Origin of the sequence: Streptomyces sp. NPDC005820 (genome assembly GCF_040630255.1) — a bacterium.
GTDB lineage: Bacteria > Actinomycetota > Actinomycetes > Streptomycetales > Streptomycetaceae > Streptomyces.
Window position 1 is genome coordinate 16,613 of record NZ_JBEXXE010000036.1, and the last position, 22,958, is coordinate 39,570.

Here is a 22,958-nt window from a genome sequence, read left to right on the forward strand (position 1 = left end):
GAGCGGGGCGGGCGGCAGCGTGCCCGGCGGGGCCGTCTCGGGCGGGAGCGGGGCGGGCGGCAGCGTGCCCGGCGGGGCCGTCTCGGGCGGGAGCGGGGCGGGCGGCAGCGTGCCCGGCGGGGCCGTCTCGGGCGGGAGCGTGGCGGGCGGCAGCGTGGCGGGCGGGGACGCGTCGGGTGGGGGCGTGTCGCAGGTTGGGGGCTGGTTGCCTGAGGTGTTGACGCGGCTGATCGCCCGGCGTTCGGCCGCCGTGCTCGCTCTGCCCGATGTCTCGGCCACCGAGGTGCCGGTCACCCGTGACGGTGCCGATATGGCGACGGCGGGGGGCGAGTCTCCCGGTGGGGCGACGGCGGCGGGGTCCGGGGGGAGCCCGACGCGACGGCGGTTCCTGGTGCTGGGGTCGGCCGCGGGGGTGCTGGCGGCGGCCGGTACGGCCACCTGGTGGACTGCCGGGCGCCCCGACGGGACCTCGGGCCAGGGCGGCTCCGCCACGCTGCCGGGCCTGACGCTCGCCGTGCAGGCCGACCTCAGCGGCAGCGGCCGTACGACGGGCCGGGCCCAGGAGAACGGGGTCCGGCTCGCCGTCGACCGGCTCAACTCCCGTACCGGGCGCACCTTCCAGCTGGCACTCCAGGTGCACGACGACCGGGGCGACGCGAGCCGGGCGCAGGACATCGCCCGACGACTCGCGGCCGACGAACAGGTCCGCGCGGTGCTCGGGCCGAGCACCGACGTCTGCGCGAAGGCCACCCTCGCGCTCTACCAGAAGGCCCTGCTGCCGATGGTGTCCGTGTCGGTCGGCCTCGTCGACGGCTCCGCCGCCACCTACCGGGTGTACGCCGCCACCCGCCCCGACGACGCGACGCTCGTGACGCCGTTGGTGGCGTATCTCGTCCGCACCGCCGACGCCCGCCGGACGGTGCTGGTCGACGACGCGGCCGAGGGGGACTTCAGCTGGCGCGTCTGCTCGGGCGTCGCCGAGGCCCTGGGCTCGGGGCGCACCGTGATCCGGCGCACCCTGGCCGCCGACGCCGACACGGACGGCGCGTTCCGTGCCCTCGCCGAGGCGGTGACGGGCGCCGGGGCGGACGCGGTGGTGTTCGGCGGCGGGTACGCGCGGGCCGCGCGGCTGGCCCGGGCGCTGCGCTCGGCCGGCTTCTCCGGCGCCCGGCTGGCCACCGAGCGCGCCTGCGACGCGCGCTTCCTCACCTCGGCGGGGGACGCCGCCGACGGCTGGGTCTTCGCGACCGCCTACCTGGACCCGGCCCGGGTGACGGCCGCGAAGTCCTTCGTCACCGCCTACCGAGCCCGCTTCGGCGCCGCCCCGCCGCCGTACGCCGCCGAGGCCTACGACGCGACCCTGTTCGTCGCCCGCGCCCTGACCTCGCTGGGCGCGGACCATGCCGAACGGGGCGCGATCGTGGGCCGGTTGCGGGAGACCGACTACCGGGGGATCACCAAGCGGCTGCACTACACCGGGTCGAGCACCCGCTACACCATGGACGCGATGTATCTGTTCCAGGCCTCCGGGGACGCCTTCCGCTTCCTCGGGCAGTACGAAGACGCCACGGCCGACACGGCCGACACGGCCACCGCCAACGCCACCGCCAAGGACTGAGCGCGGTGGTTCAGCCGCTGAACGCGGTCCCGGACGGGCGCGCCGCGATCAGCGCGGCCAGCGCGGCGCGCGAGGAGACTCCTGTCTTGCGGTAGATCCGCGAGACATGGGTCTCGACCGTGCGCCGGCTCAGACAGAGGCGTTCGGCGATCGCGGGGCTGGTCAGTCCCTCGGCGACGAGTCCGGCGATCTCCCGTTCGCGGGCGGTCAGTTCGGCGAGCCGCCGCTCGGGGCCGTCGGCGGCCTCCGCCACCGCCGGGCCGACCGCGTCGGCGAGACCGGTCAGCATCGCGGACCCCCCGGCGGCGGCGAGCCTGCGCCCCCGGTGCCAGGCGGCCCGTCCGCGCCGGGGCCCGTCCGGGTCCGCCGCCAGCAGGGGGGCGCCCAGGAGCAGGGAGAACGCCTCCCAGAACTGCGCGCCGCTACGGGCGCTCTCCTCGGCCGCCGCCATGAACAGCTCCGCCGCCGCCCCGGCGTCGCCGAGGCCGAGGGGTATGTGGGCGGTGCTGCGCAGGGCCGAGGCACGCTGCACGGGCAGATCGAGCCGCTCGGCCTCCTCGCGGGCGCGCTGCGCCCAGTCCTTCGCCACGTCCACCTCGCCCAGCGCGACGGACGCGGTCACCAGGACCTCCAGGAACAGCGGGCGCATCGATGGCTGGAGCCGGCGCAGATCCGGGCCGCCCGCGTGCAGGACCGCCTCGCGGGCGCGGGCCGGGTCGCCGGCGGTGAGCGCCGCGTAGCCGAGCATGCAACGGGCGATGGACGCCCACCAGTTGACGCCCAGTCCGGCCGCGGCGACCGCCTCCTCGGCCACCGCGAGGGGCCGAGGATCGCCGGGCGGGCAGGCGGCCACCACCGCGTGGGCCTTGGTGGCGAGGACGAACGCGAGGAGTTCGTCGCTGCCGATGCCGCGGGCGATGTCCTCGGCCTCGTCGGCCAGTTCCACCGCGGAGACCGGCCGGCAGATCTGGATGTGCACATGCGCCTTGCACAGCAGCAGATGGGGCAGCAGGGCGAGCCGGCCGGTGCGGCGGGCGATGGCCAGGCCCCGGTCGGCGTGCCGCTCGGCGTCGGCGAAGCGCTCCAGGAACGCCTCGGCCCAGGCCAGCCGGGCGAGTTGCTCGCACAGGCCGGTGAGGTCGTCGTCCGGCAGTGAGTCGACGAGGTCCGCCGCCTGCCGGGCGTACGTGTCGGCGTCGGCCGTCTCGCCCTCGTAGGCCTCTCCCAGCGCGGCGACGGCCAGCGCGCCGGTGACGCCCACCTCGTCGCCGAGGGAGCGGGCCACCGCGAGGGTGTGGGCCATGTCGGCGCGCACGGTCGGGTACGAGGTGTCGTGCGGGGCGGAGGAGCCGAGCTCCAGGCCGAGCGCCACCTGGTCGGCCGGTGAGGGCGCCGGGTCGTCGCGGTGCAGTTCGCGGCGGAGCAGGGCCACCGCCTCCGAGTAGCGCCCCAGGTGGCGTTCCATCACGGCGCACAGCACCACGGCCGACGCCCGCGATCCGCCGCTCCCCTCCCCCTCCCCCTCCCCGTCAGCGGTTCCTTCACCGACGGCTTCGCCGATGCCTTCGCCGGCCGGGTCGGGCATGGCGATCACCTGGTGCAGCAGGTCGCGGCTCGCCCGGAGTTCGCCGCAGGCGCCGAGGGCGCGGGCCCGCCGGAGCATCAGGTCACGGCGTCGCACCGCGTGGTCCGGGGTGTGCGGCAGATGGCGCAGCACCACTCCCAGCCAGTGCGCGCAGCTCGCGGGCGCGGTGTCCGCGGCCTGTTCGGCGGCCCGGACCAGCACGGCCGCCGTCTCGGGGTCCCAGCCCGACAGCGAGCGCTCGGCGTGGTGGGCCCGCTCGGCGGGCGGGGCGCCGGCGTCGGCCAGCGCGGCGGCGGCGAGCCGGTGGGTCTCGGTGCGCATCCACGGGTCGGTGCCGTCATGGACGAGGCTGCGCAGCACCGGGTGGCGCAGGGTCAGCCGTCCGTGCGGGCCGGTGCGCAGCAGGTCGCGGCGGGTCAGCTCGGCGAGGTCGGCGGCCAGGTCGGCCGGGGCGCGGCCGGTGACCGGGGCGAGCAGGGCGGGGGTGGCGTGGTCGCCGAGCGCGGCCACCACCTCGACCAGTCGGCGCTGTCCGGGGCCGAGCGGGGTCAGTTCGTCCAGCAGCAGCGCGCCGAGTCCGGTCGTGGAGAGCCGGCTGACCGGGGCGCCCTCGCGGTGCGCCTGGAGCAGGGCCAGCAGATACAGGGGGTTGCCCTCGCCGGCGGCGATCAGCCGGACGGCCTCCTCGCGGTCCAGGCCGGGGGTGAGCCGCTCGACGCAGGCGCGCTCGTCCAGCGGCCCGAGGACCGTACGGCGCACCGCCCCGGTGTCGGTGCCGCGCAGGAGGGTCGCGGTGAGCGGGGCGGGGCTCTGCCGTTCCCGGCGGGCGACGGCGAGCAGGACCCGGGCGCGCGGGGGATGCCGTACGAGATGGTCGAGGAGTTCCAGGGACGCCGCGTCCGCCCAGTGCAGGTCGTCGAGCACGATGACCAGCGGTGCGGTCGCGGCGGCGTGGGCCAGCAGGGCGGCGGTGGCTCGGTGCAGGCCGAAGCGGTCGGCGCGGCGGGCGGCGCCCGTCGCCACCGGGGCGACCTCGGCGGCGGCGGGGAAGGAGGCGTGGACGGTGGGGTCGAGGTCGGCGAAGGCGTCGGTGAACGGCTGGAAGGGGATGTGCCGTTCGTACTCCGTGGCCCGGCCGCGCAGCACCGTGGCTCCCCCGTGCGCCGCGCGCCGGCACAGCTCGTGGGTGAGGCGGCTCTTGCCGATGCCGGCCTCGCCGCTGATGTCCAGCACCGCCGGGCGGCCCTCGGCGTCCGCCGCCAGGTCCGCCAGCAGCCGGTCGAGCAGGCCGAGTTCGGCGTCCCGGCCGACCAGCGGCATCCGTTCCGTCTCCATGCCCCGCCCCCCGATCCGCCCCGTCCTGCTGATCATCCTGCCGTATGCCACTGACAGTCGGGCGCGGAAGGTACGTGGGCGACGTACGTGACACCACGGTCGTCATGGCCGGGTACCGCTCGAGGACGGGACGTTCTGGAGCTCGGGCAGGACCTCGTCCGACTGATCGAACTGGGTGCGGTAGAGCTCGGCGTAGCGTCCGTCCGCCGCGAGGAGGGTCTCGTGGGTGCCGCGTTCCACGATCCGGCCGGACTCGACGACGAGGATGAGGTCGGCGGCGCGCACGGTGGACAGGCGGTGGGCGATGACGACGGCGGTGCGGCCGGCCAGCGCCTCGGTGAGGGCCTCCTGGACGGCCGCCTCGGAGGTGTTGTCGAGGTGGGCGGTGGCCTCGTCGAGGACGACGACCTGCTGGCGGGCGAGGAGGAGCCGGGCGATGGTCATGCGCTGGCGCTCGCCGCCGGAGAGCCGGTAGCCGCGTTCGCCGACGACGGTGTCGAGGCCGTCGGGCAGGGAGCGGACGAGGTCGTCGAGGCGGGCGCGGAGCAGCGCGCCCCACAGCTCGTCCTCCGTGGCCCCGGGCCGGGCGAGCAGCAGGTTGGCGCGGACCGTGTCGTGGAAGAGGTGGCCGTCCTGGGTGACCATGCCGAGGGTGGCCCGCAGCGAGCCGGCGCTCAGGTCGCGGACGTCGACCCCGCCGATACGGACGGCGCCGCCGTCGATGTCGTACAGGCGCGGCAGGAGCTGGGCGATCGTGGACTTCCCGGCGCCCGAGGAGCCGACGAGCGCCACGGTCTGGCCGGGTTCGGCGCGGAAGGACACGCCGTGCAGGACCTCGTCGCCGCCGCGGGTGTCGAGGGTGGCGACCTCCTCCAGGGAGGCGAGGGAGACCTTGTCGGCCGACGGGTAGCCGAAGCGGACGTCGTCGAACTCGACGGACACCGGGCCCTCGGGGACCTCGCGGGCGTCCGGTTTCTCCTCGATGAGCGGCTTGAGGTCGAGCACCTCGAAGACGCGCTCGAAGCTGACCAGGGCGCTCATCACCTCGACGCGTGCCCCGGCGAGCGCCGTGAGCGGCGCGTACAGGCGGGTCAGCAGGAGCGCGAGGGCGACCACGGCGCCCGGTTCGAGGGTGCCGTTCAGGGCGAGCCGGCCGCCGAGGCCGTAGACGAGGGCGAGGGCCAGGGCGGAGACCAGGGTCAGGGAGGTGAGGAAGACCGACTGGGCGGTGGCGGTGCGGACGCCGATGTCCCGGACGCGGGCGGCGCGGGCGGCGAACTCGGCCGACTCCTCCTCGGGGCGTCCGAACAGCTTGACCAGGGTGGCGCCGGGTGCGGAGAACCGCTCGGTCATCCGGGTGCCCATCGCCGCGTTGAGCGCGGCCGCCTCCCGCTGCATCCCGGCCATCCGGCGGCCCATGCGGCGGGCCGGGATCACGAACACCGGCAGCAGGACCAGCGCCAGCAGGGTGATCTGCCAGGACAGGGTGAGCATGACGGCGAGCGTGAGCACCAGGGTGACCAGGTTGGACACCACGCCGGAGAGGGTGTTGCTGAACGCGCGCTGGGCGCCGATCACATCGTTGTTGAGTCGGGAGACGAGCGCTCCCGTACGAGTACGTGTGAAGAACGCGACCGGCATTTTCTGCACATGATCGAACACGGTCGTGCGCAGATCGAGAATGAGTCCCTCCCCGAGCGTCGCCGACAGCCTCCTGCCCAGGATGCCGAGCGCCGCCTCCAGGACCGCGATGAGCGCGATGAGCAGCGCCAGTCGCACCACCCGGTCGGGGTCGCCGTGCGACACGATCGCGTCGACGACCTTCCCGGCGAGTACGGGCGTCGCGACCGCGAGCAGCGCGGTCACCACCCCGAGCAGCACGAACAGCGTCATACGGCGGCGGTGCGGCCGGGCGAACGCGCCGATGCGGCGCAGTGTGGCGGGGTCGAAGGGGCGGCGTTCCTGCTGGGAGTTCATGACGCTGTACAGCTGCGTCATGGCTACGGCGTCCATGCTCATGGGAGAGACCGTAGAACCTCGAGCTTTGTTGAGGTCAACCTTTGTTCCAAGGCACCCCCGAAGGACCCGATGACCGTACGTAATGCTCCGTCCCCGCTTCCGCAACCCGCTGTTGGGTCCGCGCGGAAAACCTCTCCCACTGTGACAGCGGTTCCGCTCCCCTCGCTCCCCCGGCGCTTCCCCCTCCGCCGGGTCCTGTGTCTGCTTCCGCTCCTGTTGGTCACCGTGGTCGCGGTGCGCCACCGCTCCGTCCTCGCCGAGGGCTTCGGCCATCTGCGCACCGCGCAGTGGCCCTGGCTGCTGGCCGCGGCCGGGGCCACCTGTCTGACCTGGGTCGCCGCGGCCGTCACCCGGCAGGGGGCGGTGGTGCAACGGCTGCCCCGGCTGCGGCTGCTGGCCACGCAGTTCGCGGCGGGCGCCGCCAACCATCTGCTGCCGACGGGGCTGGGCGCGAGCGCGGTCAACCTGCGCTTCATGACGGTGTGCGGGGTGCCGCTGGCCCGTTCCTCGGCGGCCCTCGCGCTGTATCTGCTCGCGGAGGGCGTGGCCCGGGTGGGTCTGCTGACCGTGCTGCTGCTGGTCTTCCCCGACGCGCTGCGGCTCGGCTCGCTGCTGCCGCACGGAGCGGTCGGCCCGCTGGTGGCCGCGCTGGTGGCGGTCGTGCTCCTGGCGGCGGCCGCGCTGACCTTCGTACGACGGCTGCGCACGCCCGTGTTCTCGTTCCTGCGCACCGCGCTCGGCGAGGCCCGTTCGGTGCACACCTGCCCGTCCCGGGCGGCGGCCCTGTGGGGCGGTTCCCTGGCCTTCCCGGTGCTCCAGGCGGCCGGACTGGCGGCGGTCGGGCAGGCGTTGGGCCTGCCGGTCCCGGCGGTTCACATGGCGGTGGCCTATCTCGCGGCGACGGTGGCGGTGGCCCTGGTGCCCACCCCGGGCGGCATCGGCTCGGTGGAGGCGGCCCTGATCGTGGCCCTGGTCGCGGCGGGCGGCCCACTGGCCCTCGCCACGGCGGTCGTCCTCACCTACCGTGTCATCACCGTGTGGCTGCCCCTGGTGCCGGGGGCGGTGACCCTGGGGGCGCTGGTGCGCTGGAAGGTGATCTGAACACCAGCCGTGCGCCGGGGCACCCGGAGTGCCCGGAAGTCGCCGTCGGGGAAGGCCTGGGGTGCGAACTGCCGTGCCCGATACGGCAGGATGGACGGTCGCGCCCGCTTACGGCGGGCGCGACCGCACATCCAGTGAACGAGCAGGTGGCAACGTGACGAGACTTCACATCCGGCCGTCGGCGGGCTCCCCGGGCCGCGCCGCGGATCGACTTCCCGGAGGTGACCGGTGAACCGCGCGCTGACCCTGGACGACCTCGTCCTCGCCGGGATCGCCCTGGCCACGGGGTTCCTCGTGGCGTTCCTGTCGCGCACCCTGCTGCGCTGGCTGGGCAAGCACGCCAAGCGCACCCGGTGGAGCGGCGACGACGTCATCGTGGACGCGCTGCGCACGGTGGTGCCGTGGGTGGCGATCGCGGGCGGCGCGGCGGCCGCGGCGGCGGTGCTGCCGTTGACGAGGACGGTCCAGCACACCGTCAACCAGTGCCTGACGGTGCTGCTGATCTTCGTGGTGACGGTGTCGGCGGCCCGGGTGATCGCCGGGCTCGTGCAGGCGCTGACCCAGTCCCGTTCCGGGGTCGCGGGTTCCGCCACGATCTTCGTGAACATCACGCGCGTGCTGGTGCTGGCCATCGGCTTCCTGGTGATGCTCCAGTCCCTCGGCATCTCCATAGCCCCGATGCTCACCGCGCTGGGCGTCGGCGGTCTGGCCGTGGCGCTGGCCCTTCAGGACACCCTCGCCAACCTCTTCGCGGGCATCCACATCCTCGCCTCGAAGACCGTGCAGCCCGGTGACTACATCAAGCTGAGCAGCGCGGAGGAGGGGTACGTCGAGGACATCAACTGGCGTCAGACCACGGTCCGGGCGCTGTCCAACAACCTGATCGTGATCCCCAACGGGCAGCTCGCCAAGGCCAACATGACCAACTTCATGCGGCCCGAGCAGCAGTTGACGGTCCTGGTGCAGGTGGGCGTCGCCTACGACAGCGATCTGGAGCACGTGGAGCGGGTGACCATGGAGGTGGTCGCCGAGGTGATGACGGAGATCACCGGCGCGGTCCCGGACCATGAACCGGCCGTCCGCTTCCACACCTTCGGCGACTCGCGCATCGGCTTCACGGTGATCCTGGGCGTCGGCGAGTTCAGCGACCAGTACCGGATCAAGCACGAGTTCATCAAGCGGCTGCACCGGCGCTACCGCGAGGAGAACATCCGGGTGCCGGCCCCGGCCCGCAACATCTCCCTGCAGCAGGGCGCGGTCGTCATCCCGCAGCAGCGCACCGGCGCCGGCGCCGGCGCCGCCGAGGCGGACGGGGCGGCCCCCGCCCGCCTCGACACCTGACCTACAGCGTCGCCGAGTTCTCGTGCCAACGCGCCCCGGACTTGTTGTGCGGGGCCGTGAGGGACGGGGGCACCGGGGTGACGGTCCAGTCCGGGTGGCCGGGCATCCTCGGGGTGGTCGTGCCGTACAGCCAGTCGCGCAGGAACCCGGAGACGTCCTGGCCGGAGGCCTGGCACGCGACGGCGATGTAGTCCTCCGTGGACGCGGAGGAGTTGCGGAAGCGGGCCAGGAACGCCCGCTCCACCGCGTGGAAGGCGTCCTCGCCGATCAGCTGCCGCAGGGCGTACAGGACGAGGACGCCGCCCAGGTAGCGCTGGCTGTCGAAGAGGTTGGCCGCGTTCGGCGCGGCGACGGGACCCGAGCTGCGCCGCCACTGGTCGCCGCGGGCGTAGGTGTCCTTCATCCGGGCCTCGAACGTGGTCAGGCCCAGGGAGTCCGGCCAGCCGCGCTCGTAGCGGTAGAGCAGTCCGTAGAAGTCGGCGTGGCCCTCGTTGAGCCAGAGGTCGGCCCAGGTGGCGGGGCTGACGCTGTTGCCGAAGTAGGAGTGGACCAGCTCGTGCATCATGTGCGAGCCGATCTTCGGCTCCGCCTGGAGCAGGAAGTTCGGCTTGTACAGGGTGAGGGTCTGGGTCTCCAGGCCGGTGAAGTCGAAGGCGGCCGGGTCGTCGGAGTTGCAGGGCAGCAGCCCGTACGTCTCGAAGGGGTAGGCGCCGAGCCGCTGTTCGAGCCATTCCACCAGGCCCGGGGTGAGGGCGAGGGCGGGCTCGAGCGCCTCGGCCCGGGCGGCCGGGACGACGTCGCGCAGCGGCAGCCCGTGCGGGCCCTGCCGGTCCTTGACGACGTAGTCGCCGACGGTGATCTGCACCAGCTCGGTGGCGATCGGGGACCGGGACCGGTAGGTGTACGCGGTCCGGTCGCCGGCCAGGTTCTCGGTGCACACCAGGGCGCCGCTCGCGACGCCCTTCAGCCCGGCCGGGACGGTGATGCGGACGGTGAGGCCGGCCTTGTCCGACGGATGGTCGTTGCAGGGGAACACGGTGTGCGCCGAGTCCGGCTGGGGGCACACGGCGAACCCGTCCGGGGTGGGCACCCAGGCGGTGTGCGGGAGCGAGCGGCGCGGGTCGGCCGTGTACCTCACCCGCACGGTGGCCCGGGCGCGGTCGGCGAGCGGGCGGGCCGGTGTGATCCGCAGCTTCTCGTCCACCTGTTCGAAGACCGCCGTGCGTCCGTCGACGCTCACGGACGTTATGTCCAGGCCGAGGGCGTCGAGGGAGAGGCGGGACAGGCACTGGGTGGTACGGATCTCCAGGGTCGCCGTGGCGTCGACCAGGGTGGTCGTGGCGTCGTAGGAGAGGTCGAGGTGGTAGGAGGTGACGCGGTAGCCGTCGTTGCCGAGGGCCGGGAAGACCGGGTCGCCGAGGGTCTCGGGGGCCGGGGCGGCGGCCGTCCCGGCGCCGTCCGTCGTACCGCCCGCGGGGGCCGCCTGGGCCGTGCTGCCCCCTGCTACGACGGCTGCGGTGCCGATGAGGGCCGCGGCGGGGCCCGTCACTCTGGTGCGATATCTCATGATCCGCTTTCGCTCGGGCGGCCGGATGGTCGGTCCGGCCGGTGGAGGAGGTCGACTCTCTACCCCCTGGACCACCGGATCCGGCCGATCGGTTGCCCGTACGGCGGACATCGGACCGAAAAGTGTGAGCAGACCCCGCCGGACCCCTGTCGAGCCCGGCCGCGTCACGAGATATCTTGATGTCGAGCAATGTTGCAGACGTGGAGCGGAGCACCCGGTGACTGACTCGACCATCATCTATACGCACACTGACGAGGCCCCGGCCCTGGCGACGTATTCCTTCCTGCCGGTGGTCCAGGCGTACGCCTCGCAGGCGGGTGTCGCCGTGACGACGCGGGACATCTCGCTGGCCGGGCGCATCATCGCCGTGTTCCCGGAGTACCTGACCGAGGACCAGCGCATCCCGGACGCGCTGAGCGAGCTCGGCGAGCTGGCCAAGACGCCCGAGGCCAACATCATCAAGCTGCCGAACATCTCGGCGTCGATCCCGCAGCTCAAGGCCGCCGTGGCCGAGCTGCAGGGCCAGGGTTACGCGCTGCCGGACTACCCGGACGACCCGAAGACCGACGAGGAGCGGGAGATCCAGGCCCGCTACGACAAGGTCAAGGGCTCCGCCGTGAACCCGGTCCTGCGCGAGGGCAACTCCGACCGCCGCGCCCCCGCCTCGGTCAAGAACTACGCCAAGACCCACCCGCACCGCATGGGCGCCTGGACCTCCGAGTCCAAGACCAACGTGGCGACGATGGGCGAGAACGACTTCCGCTCCACCGAGAAGTCCGTGGTGATCTCCGAGGCCGGTTCGGTGAAGATCGAGCTGGTCGCCGAGGACGGCGCCACCACCGTCCTGCGTGAGTCCGTACCGGTCCTCGCGGGCGAGGTCGTCGACGCGTCCGTGCTGCACGTGGCCGCGCTGCGCGAGTTCCTCACCGCGCAGATCGCCGAGGCCAAGGCCCAGGACGTGCTCTTCTCGGTGCACCTGAAGGCCACGATGATGAAGGTCTCCGACCCGATCGTCTTCGGCCACGTGGTGCGCGCCTTCTTCCCGAAGACCTTCGAGCAGTACGGCGCCGCCCTCGCCGCCGCCGGCCTGTCCCCGAACAACGGTCTGGGCGGCATCCTGGGCGGCCTCGCCGCCCTCCCCGAGGGCGACGCGATCAAGGCGTCCTTCGAGGCCGAGCTCGCCGAGGGCCCGGCCCTGGCGATGGTCGACTCCGACAAGGGCATCACCAACCTGCACGTGCCGTCCGACGTCATCGTCGACGCCTCGATGCCGGCCATGATCCGCACCTCCGGCCACATGTGGGGCCCGGACGGCCAGGAGGCCGACACCCTCGCGGTGCTCCCGGACTCCTCGTACTCGGGCGTCTACCAGGCCGTGATCGACGACTGCCGCGCCCACGGCGCCTACGACCCGTCGACCATGGGCTCGGTCCCGAACGTCGGCCTGATGGCGCAGAAGGCCGAGGAGTACGGCTCCCACGACAAGACCTTCGAGATCAAGGCGGCCGGCACCGTCCGCCTGGTCGACCAGGCCGGCAACGTGCTCATCGAGCAGCCGGTCGCCGAGGGCGACATCTTCCGCGCCTGCCAGACCAAGGACGCGCCGATCAAGGACTGGGTGAAGCTCGCCGTCACCCGCGCCCGCGCCACCGGCGACCCGGCCGTCTTCTGGCTGGACGAGACCCGCGCGCACGACGCCAACCTGATCGCCAAGATCAACGCGTACCTGCCGGAGCACGACACCGAGGGTCTGGACATCCGCGTCCTCGCCCCGGTCGACGCCACCAAGCTGTCGGTGGAACGCATCCGCCGCGGCGAGAACACCATCTCGGTCACGGGCAACGTGCTGCGTGACTACCTGACCGACCTCTTCCCGATCCTGGAGCTGGGCACCAGCGCCAAGATGCTGTCGGTCGTCCCGCTGATGGCGGGCGGCGGCCTGTTCGAGACGGGCGCCGGCGGCTCCGCGCCCAAGCACGTCCAGCAGCTGGTCAAGGAGGACTACCTGCGCTGGGACTCCCTCGGTGAGTTCTTCGCGCTGGTGCCGTCCCTGGAGCAGTACGCCACGGCCACGGACAACCCCAAGGCCAAGGTCCTCGCCGACACCCTCGACCGCGCCACGGCGACCTTCCTCAACGAGGACAAGTCCCCGACCCGTCGCGTCGGCGGCATCGACAACCGCGGCAGCCACTTCTACCTGTCCCTGTACTGGGCGCAGGAGCTGGCGGCGCAGAGCGAGGACGCGGACCTGGCGAAGGCCTTCGCCCCGCTCGCCGAGACGCTCTCCTCGAACGAGCAGCAGATCGTCGACGAGTTGCTCGCCGTCCAGGGCAAGCCGGCCGACATCGGCGGCTACTACCAGCCCGACCCGGCGAAGGCGGCGGCGGTCATGCGCCCGTCGGCCACCTGGAACGAGGCGCTCGCCTCCCTGAGCTGACGCCGATCCGACGGTGGCCTGACGCCCCCGCTCCACCCCGCGCCCCGACCGGCAACTCCCGGCCGGGGCGCGGTATTTGTGTCGACTGTGTCAGTCCGATGTCACGTTTTTTACAGATCGGTTCGGGCCCGTCCGGCCGTGCTTTCCTCCTCGCACGCTCTCCCCCGCACGCAGAGCACACGGAGCACGAGGAGCACCATGAGCACGCAGCCCGACACCTCGGCCTGGTCGTTCGAGACCCGGCAGATCCACGCCGGGGCCGTCCCCGACCCGACGACCGGCGCCCGCGCGACCCCGATCTACCAGACCACGTCGTTCGTGTTCCGGGACACCCGGCACGCGGCCGACCTGTTCGCGCTCGCCGAGCCCGGCAACATCTACACCCGGATCCACAACCCCACCCAGGACGTCCTCGAACAGCGGATCGCGGCCCTGGAGGGCGGGGTCGCGGCCGTCGCGCTGGCCTCGGGGCAGGCCGCCGAGACCCTCGCGATCCTGACCGTGGCGGGCGCGGGCGACCACATCGTGTCGAGCACCTCCCTGTACGGCGGCACGTACAACCTGCTGCGGCACACCCTGCCGAGGTTCGGCATCGAGGTGTCGTTCGTGGACGACCCGGACGACGCCGAGGCCTGGCGGGCGGCGATCCGGCCGAACACCAAGGCCCTGTTCGCGGAGTCGCTCGGCAACCCGCGCGGCAACGTCCTCGACATCCGGGCGGTGGCGGACGTGGCGCACACGGCGGGCGTCCCGCTCATCGTGGACAACACCGTGCCCACGCCGTATCTGCTGCGGCCGATCGAGCACGGCGCGGACGTCGTCGTGCACTCGGCGACCAAGTTCCTCGGCGGGCACGGCACCACGATCGCCGGTGTGGTGGTGGACGGCGGCACCTTCGACTTCGGCGCACACCCGGACCGCTTCCCCGACTTCAGCGAGCCCGACCCCAGTTACCACGGCCTGCGGTACTGGCCGGCGCTCGGCCCGGGCGCGTACGCGATCAAGCTGCGGGTGCAGCTGCTGCGCGACCTCGGTCCGGCGCTCTCCCCGCACTCGGCGTTCCTGCTGCTGCAGGGCGTGGAGACGCTGAGCCTGCGCATCGAGCGGCACTCGGCGAACGCGCTGGCGCTGGCGCAGTGGCTGGAGCGGCGGGACGAGGTCGCCGCCGTCCACTACGCGGGCCTGGAGTCCAGCAGCTGGTACGAGGCGGGGCAGACCTACCTGCCGCGGGGCGCGGGCGCCATCGTCTCCTTCGAACTGCGGGACGGCATCGAGGCGGGCAAGCGGTTCGTCGACGCGGTGGAGCTGTTCAGCCATCTGGCGAACATCGGTGATGTGCGCAGCCTGATCATCCACCCGGCGTCCACGACCCACAGCCAGCTCGACGAGGAGCAGCTCGCGGCGACCGGCACCTCGCCGGGGCTGGTGCGGCTGTCGGTCGGCATCGAGAACCTCACCGATCTCAAGGCCGATCTGGAGGCCGGTTTCCGCGCGGCCAAGGGCGCCTAGGTGACGCTGCCGAAGGAGGTCTCCCTGCCGCCCGCCACCGGGGCCTGGCGGGAGGGGGACCCGCCCGGGCGGCGGCGCTGGTACCGGGCGGACAAGCCCCTCGCCCTGGAGGCGGGCGGTGAACTGCCCGGTGTGCGGCTGGCGTTCGAGACCTGGGGACGGCTCGCTCCGGACGCCTCCAACGCCGTGCTGGTGCTGCACGCGCTCACCGGGGACAGCCATGTCGCCGGACCGGCCGGGGACGGGCATCCGACGGCCGGCTGGTGGGACGCGCTCGTCGGACCGGGTCGGCCGCTGGACACCGACCGCTGGTTCGTGGTCGCGCCCAATGTCCTGGGCGGCTGCCAGGGCAGTACGGGCCCGGCCTCGGTCCGCCCCGACGGGGACCGGAGCTGGGGCGGGGCCTTCCCCTTCCTGACCCAGCGCGACCAGGTCGCCGCCGAGGCGGAACTCGCGGACGCCCTCGGTGTGGCGCGCTGGGCGCTGGTCGCCGGCGGGTCGATGGGCGGGATGCGGGCGGTGGAGTGGGCCGTGTCGTACCCGGAGCGGGTCGGTGCGCTGCTGCTGCTCGCCACGACGGCGGCGGCGAGCGCGGAGCAGATCGCCTGGGCGCAGATCCAGGTCGGAGCCGTGCGCGCCGACCGGCACTGGCAGGGCGGCGACTATCACGACACCGGCCGTGGCCCCCACACCGGACTCGGCCTCGCCCGTCGGCTCGCCCATGTCACCTACCGCAGCGAGCCGGAGCTGCGGACCCGTTTCGGCCGTACGCCCCAGGGGAGGGAGGACCCCTTCCGGGGCGGGCGCTACCAGGTGGGTTCGTATCTCGACCATCACGCGGCCAAGCTGGTACGGCGGTTCGACGCGGCCAGCTATGTGGTGCTGTCCGAGGCGATGAACGCGCACGACGTCGGCCGGGGGCGGGGCGGGGTGCGGGCCGCCCTCGGCCGGGTGACCGCGCCGACCCTGGTGGCCGGTGTGGACTCCGACCGCCTCTATCCGCTCGCCCAGCAGGCCGAGCTGGCGGCCCTGATCCCGTCCGCCGGCCGGCTCCGGGTGATCGGGTCGCCGTACGGCCACGACGGGTTCCTGATCGAGACGGACCAGGTCGCCGGGCTCGTCCGGGAGATCCTCGGAGCAGGGGTCACCAGTCCCGGGGGGCGATGAGCTCCTCGATGTCCGCGTCCGTGAAGCCGTAGGCCCGGGCGATGAACCAGAAGTCCTCGGCTATCTCCTCCCGGGCCACGGTCTCGATCTCGCTGCCGGCCTCCCAGAAGGCGTCCTGGAGCGTGTTGAACTCCTCGGTGGCGGCGTGGGTCAGGGCGTACAGCGCGTCGAGGTCCGCGGGCCGCTCCGCCTCGACGCGTGCGCACAGGCGCAGCAGGATGTCCCGGCCCCGGTCCACGACGGGGTCCGGGTAGTAGTCGTCCCGGTACAGCGCCTTCAGGAACGCGCGCCCCGTCACCTGCTCGTTCGTCACTGCCATGCCCGTCCCCGCCCTCGCGCCCCGTCGTGTTGTGATGGCATCTCCGATCATGCACCACGCCACTGACAACGCCCCGGGAGCCGCCCGATGACCCCTGCCGCACCTTCCTTCGCCCTCCTCCCGGGAGCCGCCGACTCGCCGGTGATCCTGCATGTGCCGCACTCGGCGCGGGAGATACCGGCCGGGGTGCGGGCGGGCATCGTGCTGGACGACGCGGCGCTGGAGCGGGAGCTGGACCACATCACCGACGCGCACACCGCCCGGATCGCCGAGGAGGCCGCCCGGCTGGCGGGCGTCACGCCCTGGCGGTTCGTCAACCGGCTGTCGCGGCTGGTCGTCGATCCGGAGCGGTTCCCGGACGAGCGGGAGGAGATGCGGGCCGTCGGGATGGGGGCCGTGTACACCCGGACCACGCACGGGGAGGTCCTGCGGGACGAGGGCCTCGACGCCGGGCCGCTGGTCGAGCGGTACTTCCGGCCGTACGCCGACGCCATGACCGAGGCGGTGCGGGAGCGGCTCGCGGCGGTCGGGCGGGCCGTCGTGGTCGACGTGCACTCGTATCCGGCCGAGCGGCTGCCCTACGAGCTGCACGGCGGGGGGCCGCGCCCGCCGGTCTGTCTGGGCACCGACTCCTTCCACACCCCGCCGGAGCTGCTCGCCGCCGCGCGGGCCGCGTTCGCGGAGGTCGGGGAGACCGGGCTGGACAGCCCGTTCGCCGGGACGTACGTCCCCCTGGAGTACTACGGGCGGGAGGCGGCGGTGTCCGCGCTGATGGTGGAGATCCGGCGGGACACCTACATGAGCGAGCCGGGCGGGCCGGCCGGGGCGGGACTGCCCCGGCTGGCCTCGGCCCTCGCGGCCCTGGTGGACGCCGTGTCCTGAGGGCCGCTCGCGGTCAGGCGCGCATCCACTCCGTGACGACCACCTCGCCGCCGGTCCGCAGCCGCAGGGCGAACGGGCCGGTGGGCGGGGTGGGGCAGGCGAAGCGGCCCATGGCGTCGGCGGTGAGCGAGGCGCCCGCGCGCGGGCCGTGCAGGACCTCGACCGAGGCGGACTGCGGCGGCAGCAACTGCCCCAGCAGTCCCTCCTCGGACACCTCCACGTCGACCGTGAGCCCTCCGCTGTGGAAGGTCAGCATCCGCGGCACGTCCTCGGCTCCCCGTACGGGGATCGCGTCGGTCAGCGAGTCGAAGGTCAGCTCGGCGATCCGGGCGTCCAGGTCGTGCAGCGCGTACGCCTCGACGGCGATCCGGCACAGTTCCGCCGGGACCGGATCGAGGATGGCGGCGGCCTGGCGGAGCTCCTCCTCCAGACCCGCGAGGTCGAACTCGTCGTCCTCGAACCCGTCCTCGAGGCCGTCGTCGAGTCCGTCGGCGAAGGAGCCCTCGCCGAAGATGTCGTCGTCCCTCATGCCGTTCACAGTGCTCCCCGTGCGTCGAGTCGGGCCCGCAGCCTGCGCAGACATCGCTGGCGCATCGGACCGATGCTGCCGACGGCGATGCCTAGTGAGGTCGACACCTCCTGGTAGCTGGGCGGCGGCGAGGAGACCAGCACCCGCAGCAGCTGCCGGCAGCGGTCGCCGAGGCCTTCGAGCTCCTGCCACAGGAAGCGGACGCGTTCGCTCTGCGCGGCCGCCTCCTCCGAGTCGAGGACCGACTGCTCGGGCGTCGGTGCGTCGCTGGCGCGGTCGAGCAGCTGGGGATCGTCGGTCGGGGTCAGCCGCCTTAAGCTCTTGAGCACCTTCAGGCACTCGTTGCGCGCGGTGCTCGCGATCCACGAACCCGCCTTCTCCGGTTCGCGGATCCGGCCGAGGTGCTGGGCGAAGCGGAACCACACGGTCTGGTAGACCTCGTGTCCGTCGGCCTCGGAGAGCCGGTGTGCGCGCACGACCGACCACACCAGCGGACTCAGCCCTTCCACGAGCGCCTTCCAGGCCGCCGTTTCACCGTCGACGGCCGACCGGACGAGCGCGCCGACATCTGTACGGTCCACGGCCCCACCCCTTGTGTACGGCCTGTCATCGTACGCCGTGACGGGGGCCCCTTCGGACCTCATGGGGTTCCCGCCCGCGCCCTCAGGCCGCGCCGACCGGGTCCGGACGCCAGCCGGGCGGGCGCAGCGCCGGGACGTGCGCCCCGCGCACCTCGGCGAACTCGCTGTTCTGTTCGAGCAGTTGACGGGCGGCGGCACGGGGATCGGTCTCCTTGTTCGCGGTCATGTGGGCGGCGACGAGCCCTGCCACCACGGGTGTTGCGAAAGAGGTCCCGCTCCAGGAGGCGAACCCCTCGAACATCACCTGGTCCGGCTTGCCCGAGCCGTCGCTCAACACGCCGGTGTGGCGCGGGGAGCGGCAGGTGCAGGCGTAGCCGAAGCCGTAGCGGCAGCTGTCGTAGGTGGAGTGCTGGTAGACGTACGGGACGGGCGCGGCGAAGCCGGTGAGGGGGCCGGTGAGGCGCTCGCCGGGGGCGTAGACCCGTACCCAGGGGCCGTGGTTGCTGAAGCAGGCGCCGAACTCGCCGTCGGTGCGCAGCGCGCCGACCGACAGCACGGCGTCGGCGTACGCGGGCAGGGAGGCGTAGGCGGCGGGCCAGAAGGGGGTGGCGCTGGCGTTGTTGCCGGCGGCCGCGACCAGCAGGGTGCGCTGTTCGCGCAGCGCCCGCATGAAGGCGTCGAGGCCGAGGAGGCCGTCGATGCGGCCGTTGGAGGTGCCGGCGGAGAGGCTGAGGATGTCCGGCCAGCCGCCCTGTTCCACGGCGTCGAAGAGTTTCTCGCCGAACTCGTCCTCGAGGATCGCGCCGCAGTCGTTGAGCGTGTTGCGTACGGTCACCGCGGTGTTGGGCGCGACGGCCGCGACCAGTCCGGCGATGAACGTGCCGTGGCCGACGTACTGCTGGAGGACCCCGTCGCCGCCGGTCTCGCGGATCTGGAGGTCGCCGTCGGTGTGGGCGAGCAGCGGGTAGGAGCGGTAGTCGTGCATCAGGCCGGTGTCGATCACCAGGACGCCGACGGCGGAGTCCGGGTCGTGACTCCCGTCGGCCGGGGCGGGGTTGGGACGGTCCTGCGGGGCGGGCACGGGTTCGTCGCCGGGGCAGGCGTTGACGGAGATCGACACCACGTGGTTGCGGCTGACGAGCCGGTGTCCGGTGCGTCCCTCCGCCTCGCGCAGGGCGCGCAGGGCGCCGGCGACGGCGTGGTCGGCGGTGCGGTCGCCGTGGCCGGGGTCGCCGACCCGGATGCGGGTGATGCCGGAGCGGTTGGTGCGCGGTCCGGCGCGGCGGACGTCGTCGGCGGTCAGGCCCGCGGTGGCGGTGAAGTGGGTGCGGACGGTGTCCTCGACGACCTGTGCCTCCTCACCGTCGCGGGCGAGGACGACGCCCTTCTCGTAGATGAACTCCGAGGAGTCGTCCGGTCCCATCGCGAGCGGCACGCCGGGCAGCGCGCGCTGGATCTGGTCGAACTGTTCGTGGAATCGCTGTGGTGCCATGGCGTGTCCTCCCCCTGGCCGATGTGTCGTCAGTCAGATCCGCGAGGCGGTCCGCTGATACAGGTGGTGCGACGGCGGGGGCGGTGGTGCGGTTGCGGAAGAGGGTGGCGCACTTGTGTGCGCACGCCCCCTGCCCCGTCGTAACCGGCCGATACGGCTCCGAACCGGTGTGGCCTGCCGTGCGGAGCACTACCATCCGTGGAGTGACAGCGGGAAACGACCCGGTTCTCGAACTGCTGCCGATGGTGTTCGCCGCCCCCAACGACGCGTTGTCGCGGGCGGAAGGAGTGCTCGACACCGATCCGACGCCGTTGCGCGCCTCGGTCGCGCATCAGGTGATCGGTATCTGGCAGCGGGACTGGGGCGACATGCGGCTCGCCCTGGACCATCTGCGGCGCGCCCGTGACCTCGCCGCGCGCGCGGACTCCGCGGAGCGCGAGGCGGACGTGCTGGCCACGCTCGGGGTGGCGCTGGTGCACGCCGGCCGCACCCGGCAGGGCCTGACGGCCTTCGAGCGGGGCATCGAGCGCGGGACGGGGCACACCCGCGCGCGCGTGCTGTACCGGCGGGCCTACTCGTGGTGGGTGCTCGGGCACCACCCCGAGGCCCTGGACGACGTTCGGCGGGCGATCCCCGTGCTGCGGCAGGCGGACGACGTCATCTGGACGGCGCGCGCCCTGACCCTGCGCGCCACCGTGCATCTCGCGCTCGGGTCGGTGGAGCGGGCGGACGCTGACTTCACCGCGGCGGAGGCGCTGTGGGACACCACCGGCCAGGAGCACGACAAGGCGGACGCGGTGGAGAGCCGGGGCCTGGCCGCGTTCCGCTCGGGGGACGTCCCGGCGGCGCTGCGGCTCCTCGACGAGGCGGAGGAGCGGTACGCCAAGCTCGGCACGCCCACCTTCATGCTCAACATCCGCCGCTGCGAGGTGCTGATGGCGGCGGGGCTGGCGCCGGAGGCCCTCGCCGAGGCGGACGCGGCGACCGCGGTCCTGGACCGCATCGGCGGCCAGTCCACCCGCAAGGCGGAACTGCTGCTGGCCGCCGCCAGGGCCGCCCGGCTGGCGGGCGACCCGGGTACGGCGATCGCGCGTGCGGCGGTGGCCGTGCGGCTGTTCGCCGGGCAGCGGCGCACCTGGTGGGAGGCGCACGCCCAACTCGTGCTGATCGACGCGCGGGTGGCCGCCGGGCGCGGTTCGGGACGGCTGGTCGCCGACACGGTCAAGGTGGCGGAGCGGCTGTCCTCGTTCGGGGCGCCGGCCGCGCCGGAGGCCTGGCTGCTGGCAGGCCGGATCGCGCTCGGCCTGGACTGGTCGGCGGACGCCGGACGCTATCTGGAGGTCGCCGCGCGCAGCCGGCGCAGCGGGCCGCCGCTGGCGCGGATGACGGGCTGGGCGGCCCAGGCGCTGTGGGCGCGGGCCACCGGCTCGGACCGGGGCGTGCTGGAGGCCTGCCGGCGCGGTCTCGCCGTCCTCGACGACCACCGTACGACGCTGGGCGCCTCGGAGCTGCGGGCCCGGGCCACCGCGCAGGGGGCCGAACTGGCCGCGCTGGCCCAGCAGGTGAGCCTGGAGCGGGGCGGGCCCCGCAGACTGCTGGAGTGGAGCGAGCGCTGGCGGGCCACGGCCCTGTCCACCCCGCCCACCCGGCCGCCCGCCGATCCGGCGCTGCTGAGCGGGCTGACCGCGTTCCGGGTGATCGCGGCGCGTGCGGAGGAGGCCCGGATGGACGGGCGTCCGGTGCCGGCCCTGGAGCGGGAGCAGCGCCGGCTGGAGCGGGAGATCCGCTCGCGCACCCTGCACATCCGCGGCCACGCGCCGGGGTACGGCGGCCGGTTCGACGCGGGCCGGCTCCTCGACCGGCTCGGTGACGGACATCTCGTCGAACTCGCCGCGCTGGACGGGCGGGTGCAGGTGCTGCTGTGCGGCGGGGGGCGGGTGCGGCGGTTCACGGGCGGGCTGCTGGCGGAGGCGGAGCGCGAGGCCGAGTACGTGCAGTCGGCGCTGCGCCGGCTGGCCCACCCGGGCGGGGAGGGGCGGCTGCCGCTGGTCGAGACGGCGGGGCGGCGGCTGGAGGAGCTGCTGCTGGGCGAGGCGGCCGAGCGGCTGGGCACGGGGCCGGTGGTGGTCGTGCCCCCGGCGCGGCTGCACCGGGTCCCGTGGGCGCTGCTGCCCTCGCTGCGCGAGCGGGTGGTGAGTGTGTCGCCGTCGGCGAGCGCCTGGCTGCGGGCCCTGGAGACCGAGCCGCCGCCGGGCGGCCGGCAGGTCCTGGTACGGGGACCGGGGCTGGCGACCGGCGGCGCGGAGGTGCCGGAGGTGGCCGGGCGGTACGGCAGGCCCACGGTGCTGGAGCAGGACGACGCGCACGGGAACCGGGTGCTGCGGGAACTGGACGGGGCCGCGCTGGCGCACATCGCCGCGCACGGCACCTTCCGTGCCGACAGCCCGATGTTCTCGGCGCTGCGGATGGCCGACGGCCCGCTGATCGTCCATGACTTCGAGCGGCTCGCCCGCAGCCCGTACCGGATCATCCTCTCCAGCTGTGACACCGCCCGGCTCGCCTCGGTCGGCGCCGACGAACTCCTCGGTCTGGTCACGGCGTTGCTCCCGCTGGGCACGGCGGGCGTGGTGGCGAGCAGCGCGCCGGTGAACGACGCGGCGGTGGTGCCGCTGATGCTGGCCCTGCACAAGGGCCTCAGCGACGGCGCGGGCCTCGCGGAGGCGCTGCGCGACGCCCGGGCCGCCCTGCCGGGGGACGCGCTGCACCAGGCCACGGGGTGGGCGTTCACGGCGTTCGGCGCGGCGTGAACGCCCCCGTCCGTCAGGCGGGTTGCTCCGTCAGCCAGGGCAGGGCGGCCCGGTCCCCGGCGCCGAGGCGGGTGTAGGCGCCGTAGAGGTGGTTGCCGACCGTGCGGACGGACAGGGTGAGCCGCTCGGCGATCTGACGATTGCTCAGGCCTGCTGCGGCGAGGGTGACGATCTGCCGTTGCCGGGCGGTGAGTTCGCCCAGGGCCAGTCCGGCCAGGGCGGGGGTGCGGGCGCCCTGGCAGCGGCGGGCCAGGGCGACGGCCCGGGTGCGGGCGGTGCGGGCGGCCGTGGGGTCGCGGTGGACCCGTACGGCCTGGGCGTGCGCCTCGGCCGCGAACAGCAGGAACCCGCGCTCCACCAGATCCTCGGCGACCCGGTCCAGGGCAGGACCGTCGGCGTCGGCGAGAGCCTGGGCATGGCGGGCGAAAACACTGCCGGGCGGGAGGAGACCGAGGGCGGTTTCGGGGGCGCCGAGGCGTACGGCGGCGTAGGCGTCGCCGTCCCCGGCGGGCTCCACCTCGCCCAACTCCGCTGCGGCCAGGTCGAGTTCGCGGCGGCAGGCGAGGGCCGCAGCCGCACGGTCGCCGAGGTGGCCGCCGACGGCGGGCTCGACGCCACCCGCCGCCACGCCACTGTCGCGGCACCAGGCACCGTCCGCCGCCACGCCCC

16 protein-coding genes are annotated in these 22,958 nt (G+C 73.9%); 8 read left to right on the plus strand and 8 right to left on the minus strand.

Annotation, left to right across the window (positions count from 1 at the left end; translation table 11 throughout):
* Positions 1-1,618 (plus strand): ABC transporter substrate-binding protein (locus ABZ464_RS35850; RefSeq protein ID WP_359284316.1); only part of this gene is annotated, 1,618 nt, incomplete at its 5' end.
* Positions 1,619-1,628: 10 nt separating this feature from the next.
* Here the strand turns inward: ABZ464_RS35850 and ABZ464_RS35855 are convergent.
* Positions 1,629-4,538, minus strand: coding sequence for a LuxR family transcriptional regulator (locus ABZ464_RS35855; RefSeq protein ID WP_359284318.1), 2,910 nt, complete (start codon positions 4,536-4,538; stop codon positions 1,629-1,631).
* A gap of 102 nt (positions 4,539-4,640) precedes the next feature.
* Positions 4,641-6,551: an ABC transporter ATP-binding protein gene (locus ABZ464_RS35860; RefSeq protein ID WP_359284520.1), complete on the minus strand. Its 1,911-nt coding sequence runs from the start codon at positions 6,549-6,551 to the stop codon at positions 4,641-4,643.
* Positions 6,552-6,698: 147 nt separating this feature from the next.
* On the opposite strand from ABZ464_RS35860, the gene ABZ464_RS35865 reads away from it, so the two are divergent.
* Both ABZ464_RS35865 and ABZ464_RS35870 read left to right on the plus strand, forming a co-directional pair.
* A complete protein-coding gene (locus tag ABZ464_RS35865) occupies positions 6,699-7,658 on the plus strand; it encodes a lysylphosphatidylglycerol synthase transmembrane domain-containing protein (RefSeq protein ID WP_359284320.1) in 960 nt (319 codons plus the stop codon).
* 228 nt (positions 7,659-7,886) lie between these two features.
* On the plus strand, positions 7,887-8,999 hold the full coding sequence (locus ABZ464_RS35870) for a mechanosensitive ion channel family protein (protein WP_359284323.1): 1,113 nt from the start codon (positions 7,887-7,889) through the stop codon (positions 8,997-8,999).
* A gap of 1 nt (position 9,000) precedes the next feature.
* On the opposite strand, the gene ABZ464_RS35875 is transcribed toward ABZ464_RS35870, so the two are convergent.
* On the minus strand, positions 9,001-10,566 hold the full coding sequence (locus ABZ464_RS35875; RefSeq protein ID WP_359284326.1) for a M1 family metallopeptidase: 1,566 nt from the start codon (positions 10,564-10,566) through the stop codon (positions 9,001-9,003).
* A 217-nt stretch (positions 10,567-10,783) separates the two neighbouring features.
* Between ABZ464_RS35875 and ABZ464_RS35880 the strand changes: the two genes are divergently transcribed.
* The 3 genes from ABZ464_RS35880 to ABZ464_RS35890 all read left to right on the plus strand — a co-directional run bounded on the left by ABZ464_RS35880 (position 10,784) and on the right by ABZ464_RS35890 (position 15,679).
* Positions 10,784-13,003, plus strand: coding sequence for an NADP-dependent isocitrate dehydrogenase (locus ABZ464_RS35880; protein WP_359284328.1), 2,220 nt, complete (start codon positions 10,784-10,786; stop codon positions 13,001-13,003).
* Between the two features lie 198 nt (positions 13,004-13,201).
* Positions 13,202-14,512, plus strand: a complete 1,311-nt coding sequence (locus ABZ464_RS35885; protein ID WP_359284329.1) for a bifunctional o-acetylhomoserine/o-acetylserine sulfhydrylase — start codon at positions 13,202-13,204, stop codon at positions 14,510-14,512.
* Positions 14,513-15,679 (plus strand): homoserine O-acetyltransferase, encoded by a 1,167-nt coding sequence (locus ABZ464_RS35890; protein WP_359284330.1) that lies wholly within the window; start codon positions 14,513-14,515, stop codon positions 15,677-15,679.
* Here the strand turns inward: ABZ464_RS35890 and ABZ464_RS35895 are convergent.
* On the minus strand, positions 15,657-15,998 hold the full coding sequence (locus ABZ464_RS35895; RefSeq protein WP_359284333.1) for a DUF5713 family protein: 342 nt from the start codon (positions 15,996-15,998) through the stop codon (positions 15,657-15,659). The genes ABZ464_RS35890 and ABZ464_RS35895 overlap by 23 nt on opposite strands.
* A gap of 87 nt (positions 15,999-16,085) precedes the next feature.
* Between ABZ464_RS35895 and ABZ464_RS35900 the strand changes: the two genes are divergently transcribed.
* Positions 16,086-16,880, plus strand: coding sequence for an N-formylglutamate amidohydrolase (locus tag ABZ464_RS35900; protein WP_359284335.1), 795 nt, complete (start codon positions 16,086-16,088; stop codon positions 16,878-16,880).
* Between the two features lie 13 nt (positions 16,881-16,893).
* Here the strand turns inward: ABZ464_RS35900 and ABZ464_RS35905 are convergent, their stop codons facing one another.
* The 3 genes from ABZ464_RS35905 to ABZ464_RS35915 all read right to left on the minus strand — a co-directional run bounded on the left by ABZ464_RS35905 (position 16,894) and on the right by ABZ464_RS35915 (position 19,482).
* Positions 16,894-17,409 (minus strand): hypothetical protein, encoded by a 516-nt coding sequence (locus tag ABZ464_RS35905; protein WP_359284338.1) that lies wholly within the window; start codon positions 17,407-17,409, stop codon positions 16,894-16,896.
* A 5-nt stretch (positions 17,410-17,414) separates the two neighbouring features.
* Positions 17,415-17,990: a sigma-70 family RNA polymerase sigma factor gene (locus ABZ464_RS35910; protein WP_359284340.1), complete on the minus strand. Its 576-nt coding sequence runs from the start codon at positions 17,988-17,990 to the stop codon at positions 17,415-17,417.
* A gap of 82 nt (positions 17,991-18,072) precedes the next feature.
* Positions 18,073-19,482 (minus strand): S8/S53 family peptidase, encoded by a 1,410-nt coding sequence (locus ABZ464_RS35915; protein ID WP_359284343.1) that lies wholly within the window; start codon positions 19,480-19,482, stop codon positions 18,073-18,075.
* A 242-nt stretch (positions 19,483-19,724) separates the two neighbouring features.
* Between ABZ464_RS35915 and ABZ464_RS35920 the strand changes: the two genes are divergently transcribed.
* A complete protein-coding gene (locus ABZ464_RS35920) occupies positions 19,725-22,289 on the plus strand; it encodes a CHAT domain-containing tetratricopeptide repeat protein (RefSeq protein ID WP_359284523.1) in 2,565 nt (854 codons plus the stop codon).
* A gap of 13 nt (positions 22,290-22,302) precedes the next feature.
* Here the strand turns inward: ABZ464_RS35920 and ABZ464_RS35925 are convergent.
* Positions 22,303-22,958: helix-turn-helix transcriptional regulator (locus ABZ464_RS35925; protein ID WP_359284346.1), on the minus strand; the 656-nt coding region annotated here is incomplete at its 5' end.

Excerpts from the sequence above, each read along its gene's own strand:
- ABZ464_RS35905 (WP_359284338.1), bottom strand. The coding sequence starts at position 17,409 with ATGAGGGACGACGACATCTTCGGCGAGGGCTCCTTCGCCGACGGACTC.
- ABZ464_RS35915 (WP_359284343.1), bottom strand. The coding sequence starts at position 19,482 with ATGGCACCACAGCGATTCCACGAACAGTTCGACCAGATCCAGCGCGCG.
- ABZ464_RS35875 (WP_359284326.1), bottom strand. The coding sequence starts at position 10,566 with ATGAGATATCGCACCAGAGTGACGGGCCCCGCCGCGGCCCTCATCGGC.
- ABZ464_RS35885 (WP_359284329.1), top strand. The coding sequence starts at position 13,202 with ATGAGCACGCAGCCCGACACCTCGGCCTGGTCGTTCGAGACCCGGCAG.
- ABZ464_RS35860 (WP_359284520.1), bottom strand. The coding sequence starts at position 6,551 with ATGGACGCCGTAGCCATGACGCAGCTGTACAGCGTCATGAACTCCCAG.
- ABZ464_RS35855 (WP_359284318.1), bottom strand. The coding sequence starts at position 4,538 with ATGGAGACGGAACGGATGCCGCTGGTCGGCCGGGACGCCGAACTCGGC.
- ABZ464_RS35900 (WP_359284335.1), top strand. The coding sequence starts at position 16,086 with ATGACCCCTGCCGCACCTTCCTTCGCCCTCCTCCCGGGAGCCGCCGAC.
- ABZ464_RS35920 (WP_359284523.1), top strand. The coding sequence starts at position 19,725 with ATGGTGTTCGCCGCCCCCAACGACGCGTTGTCGCGGGCGGAAGGAGTG.
- ABZ464_RS35895 (WP_359284333.1), bottom strand. The coding sequence starts at position 15,998 with ATGGCAGTGACGAACGAGCAGGTGACGGGGCGCGCGTTCCTGAAGGCG.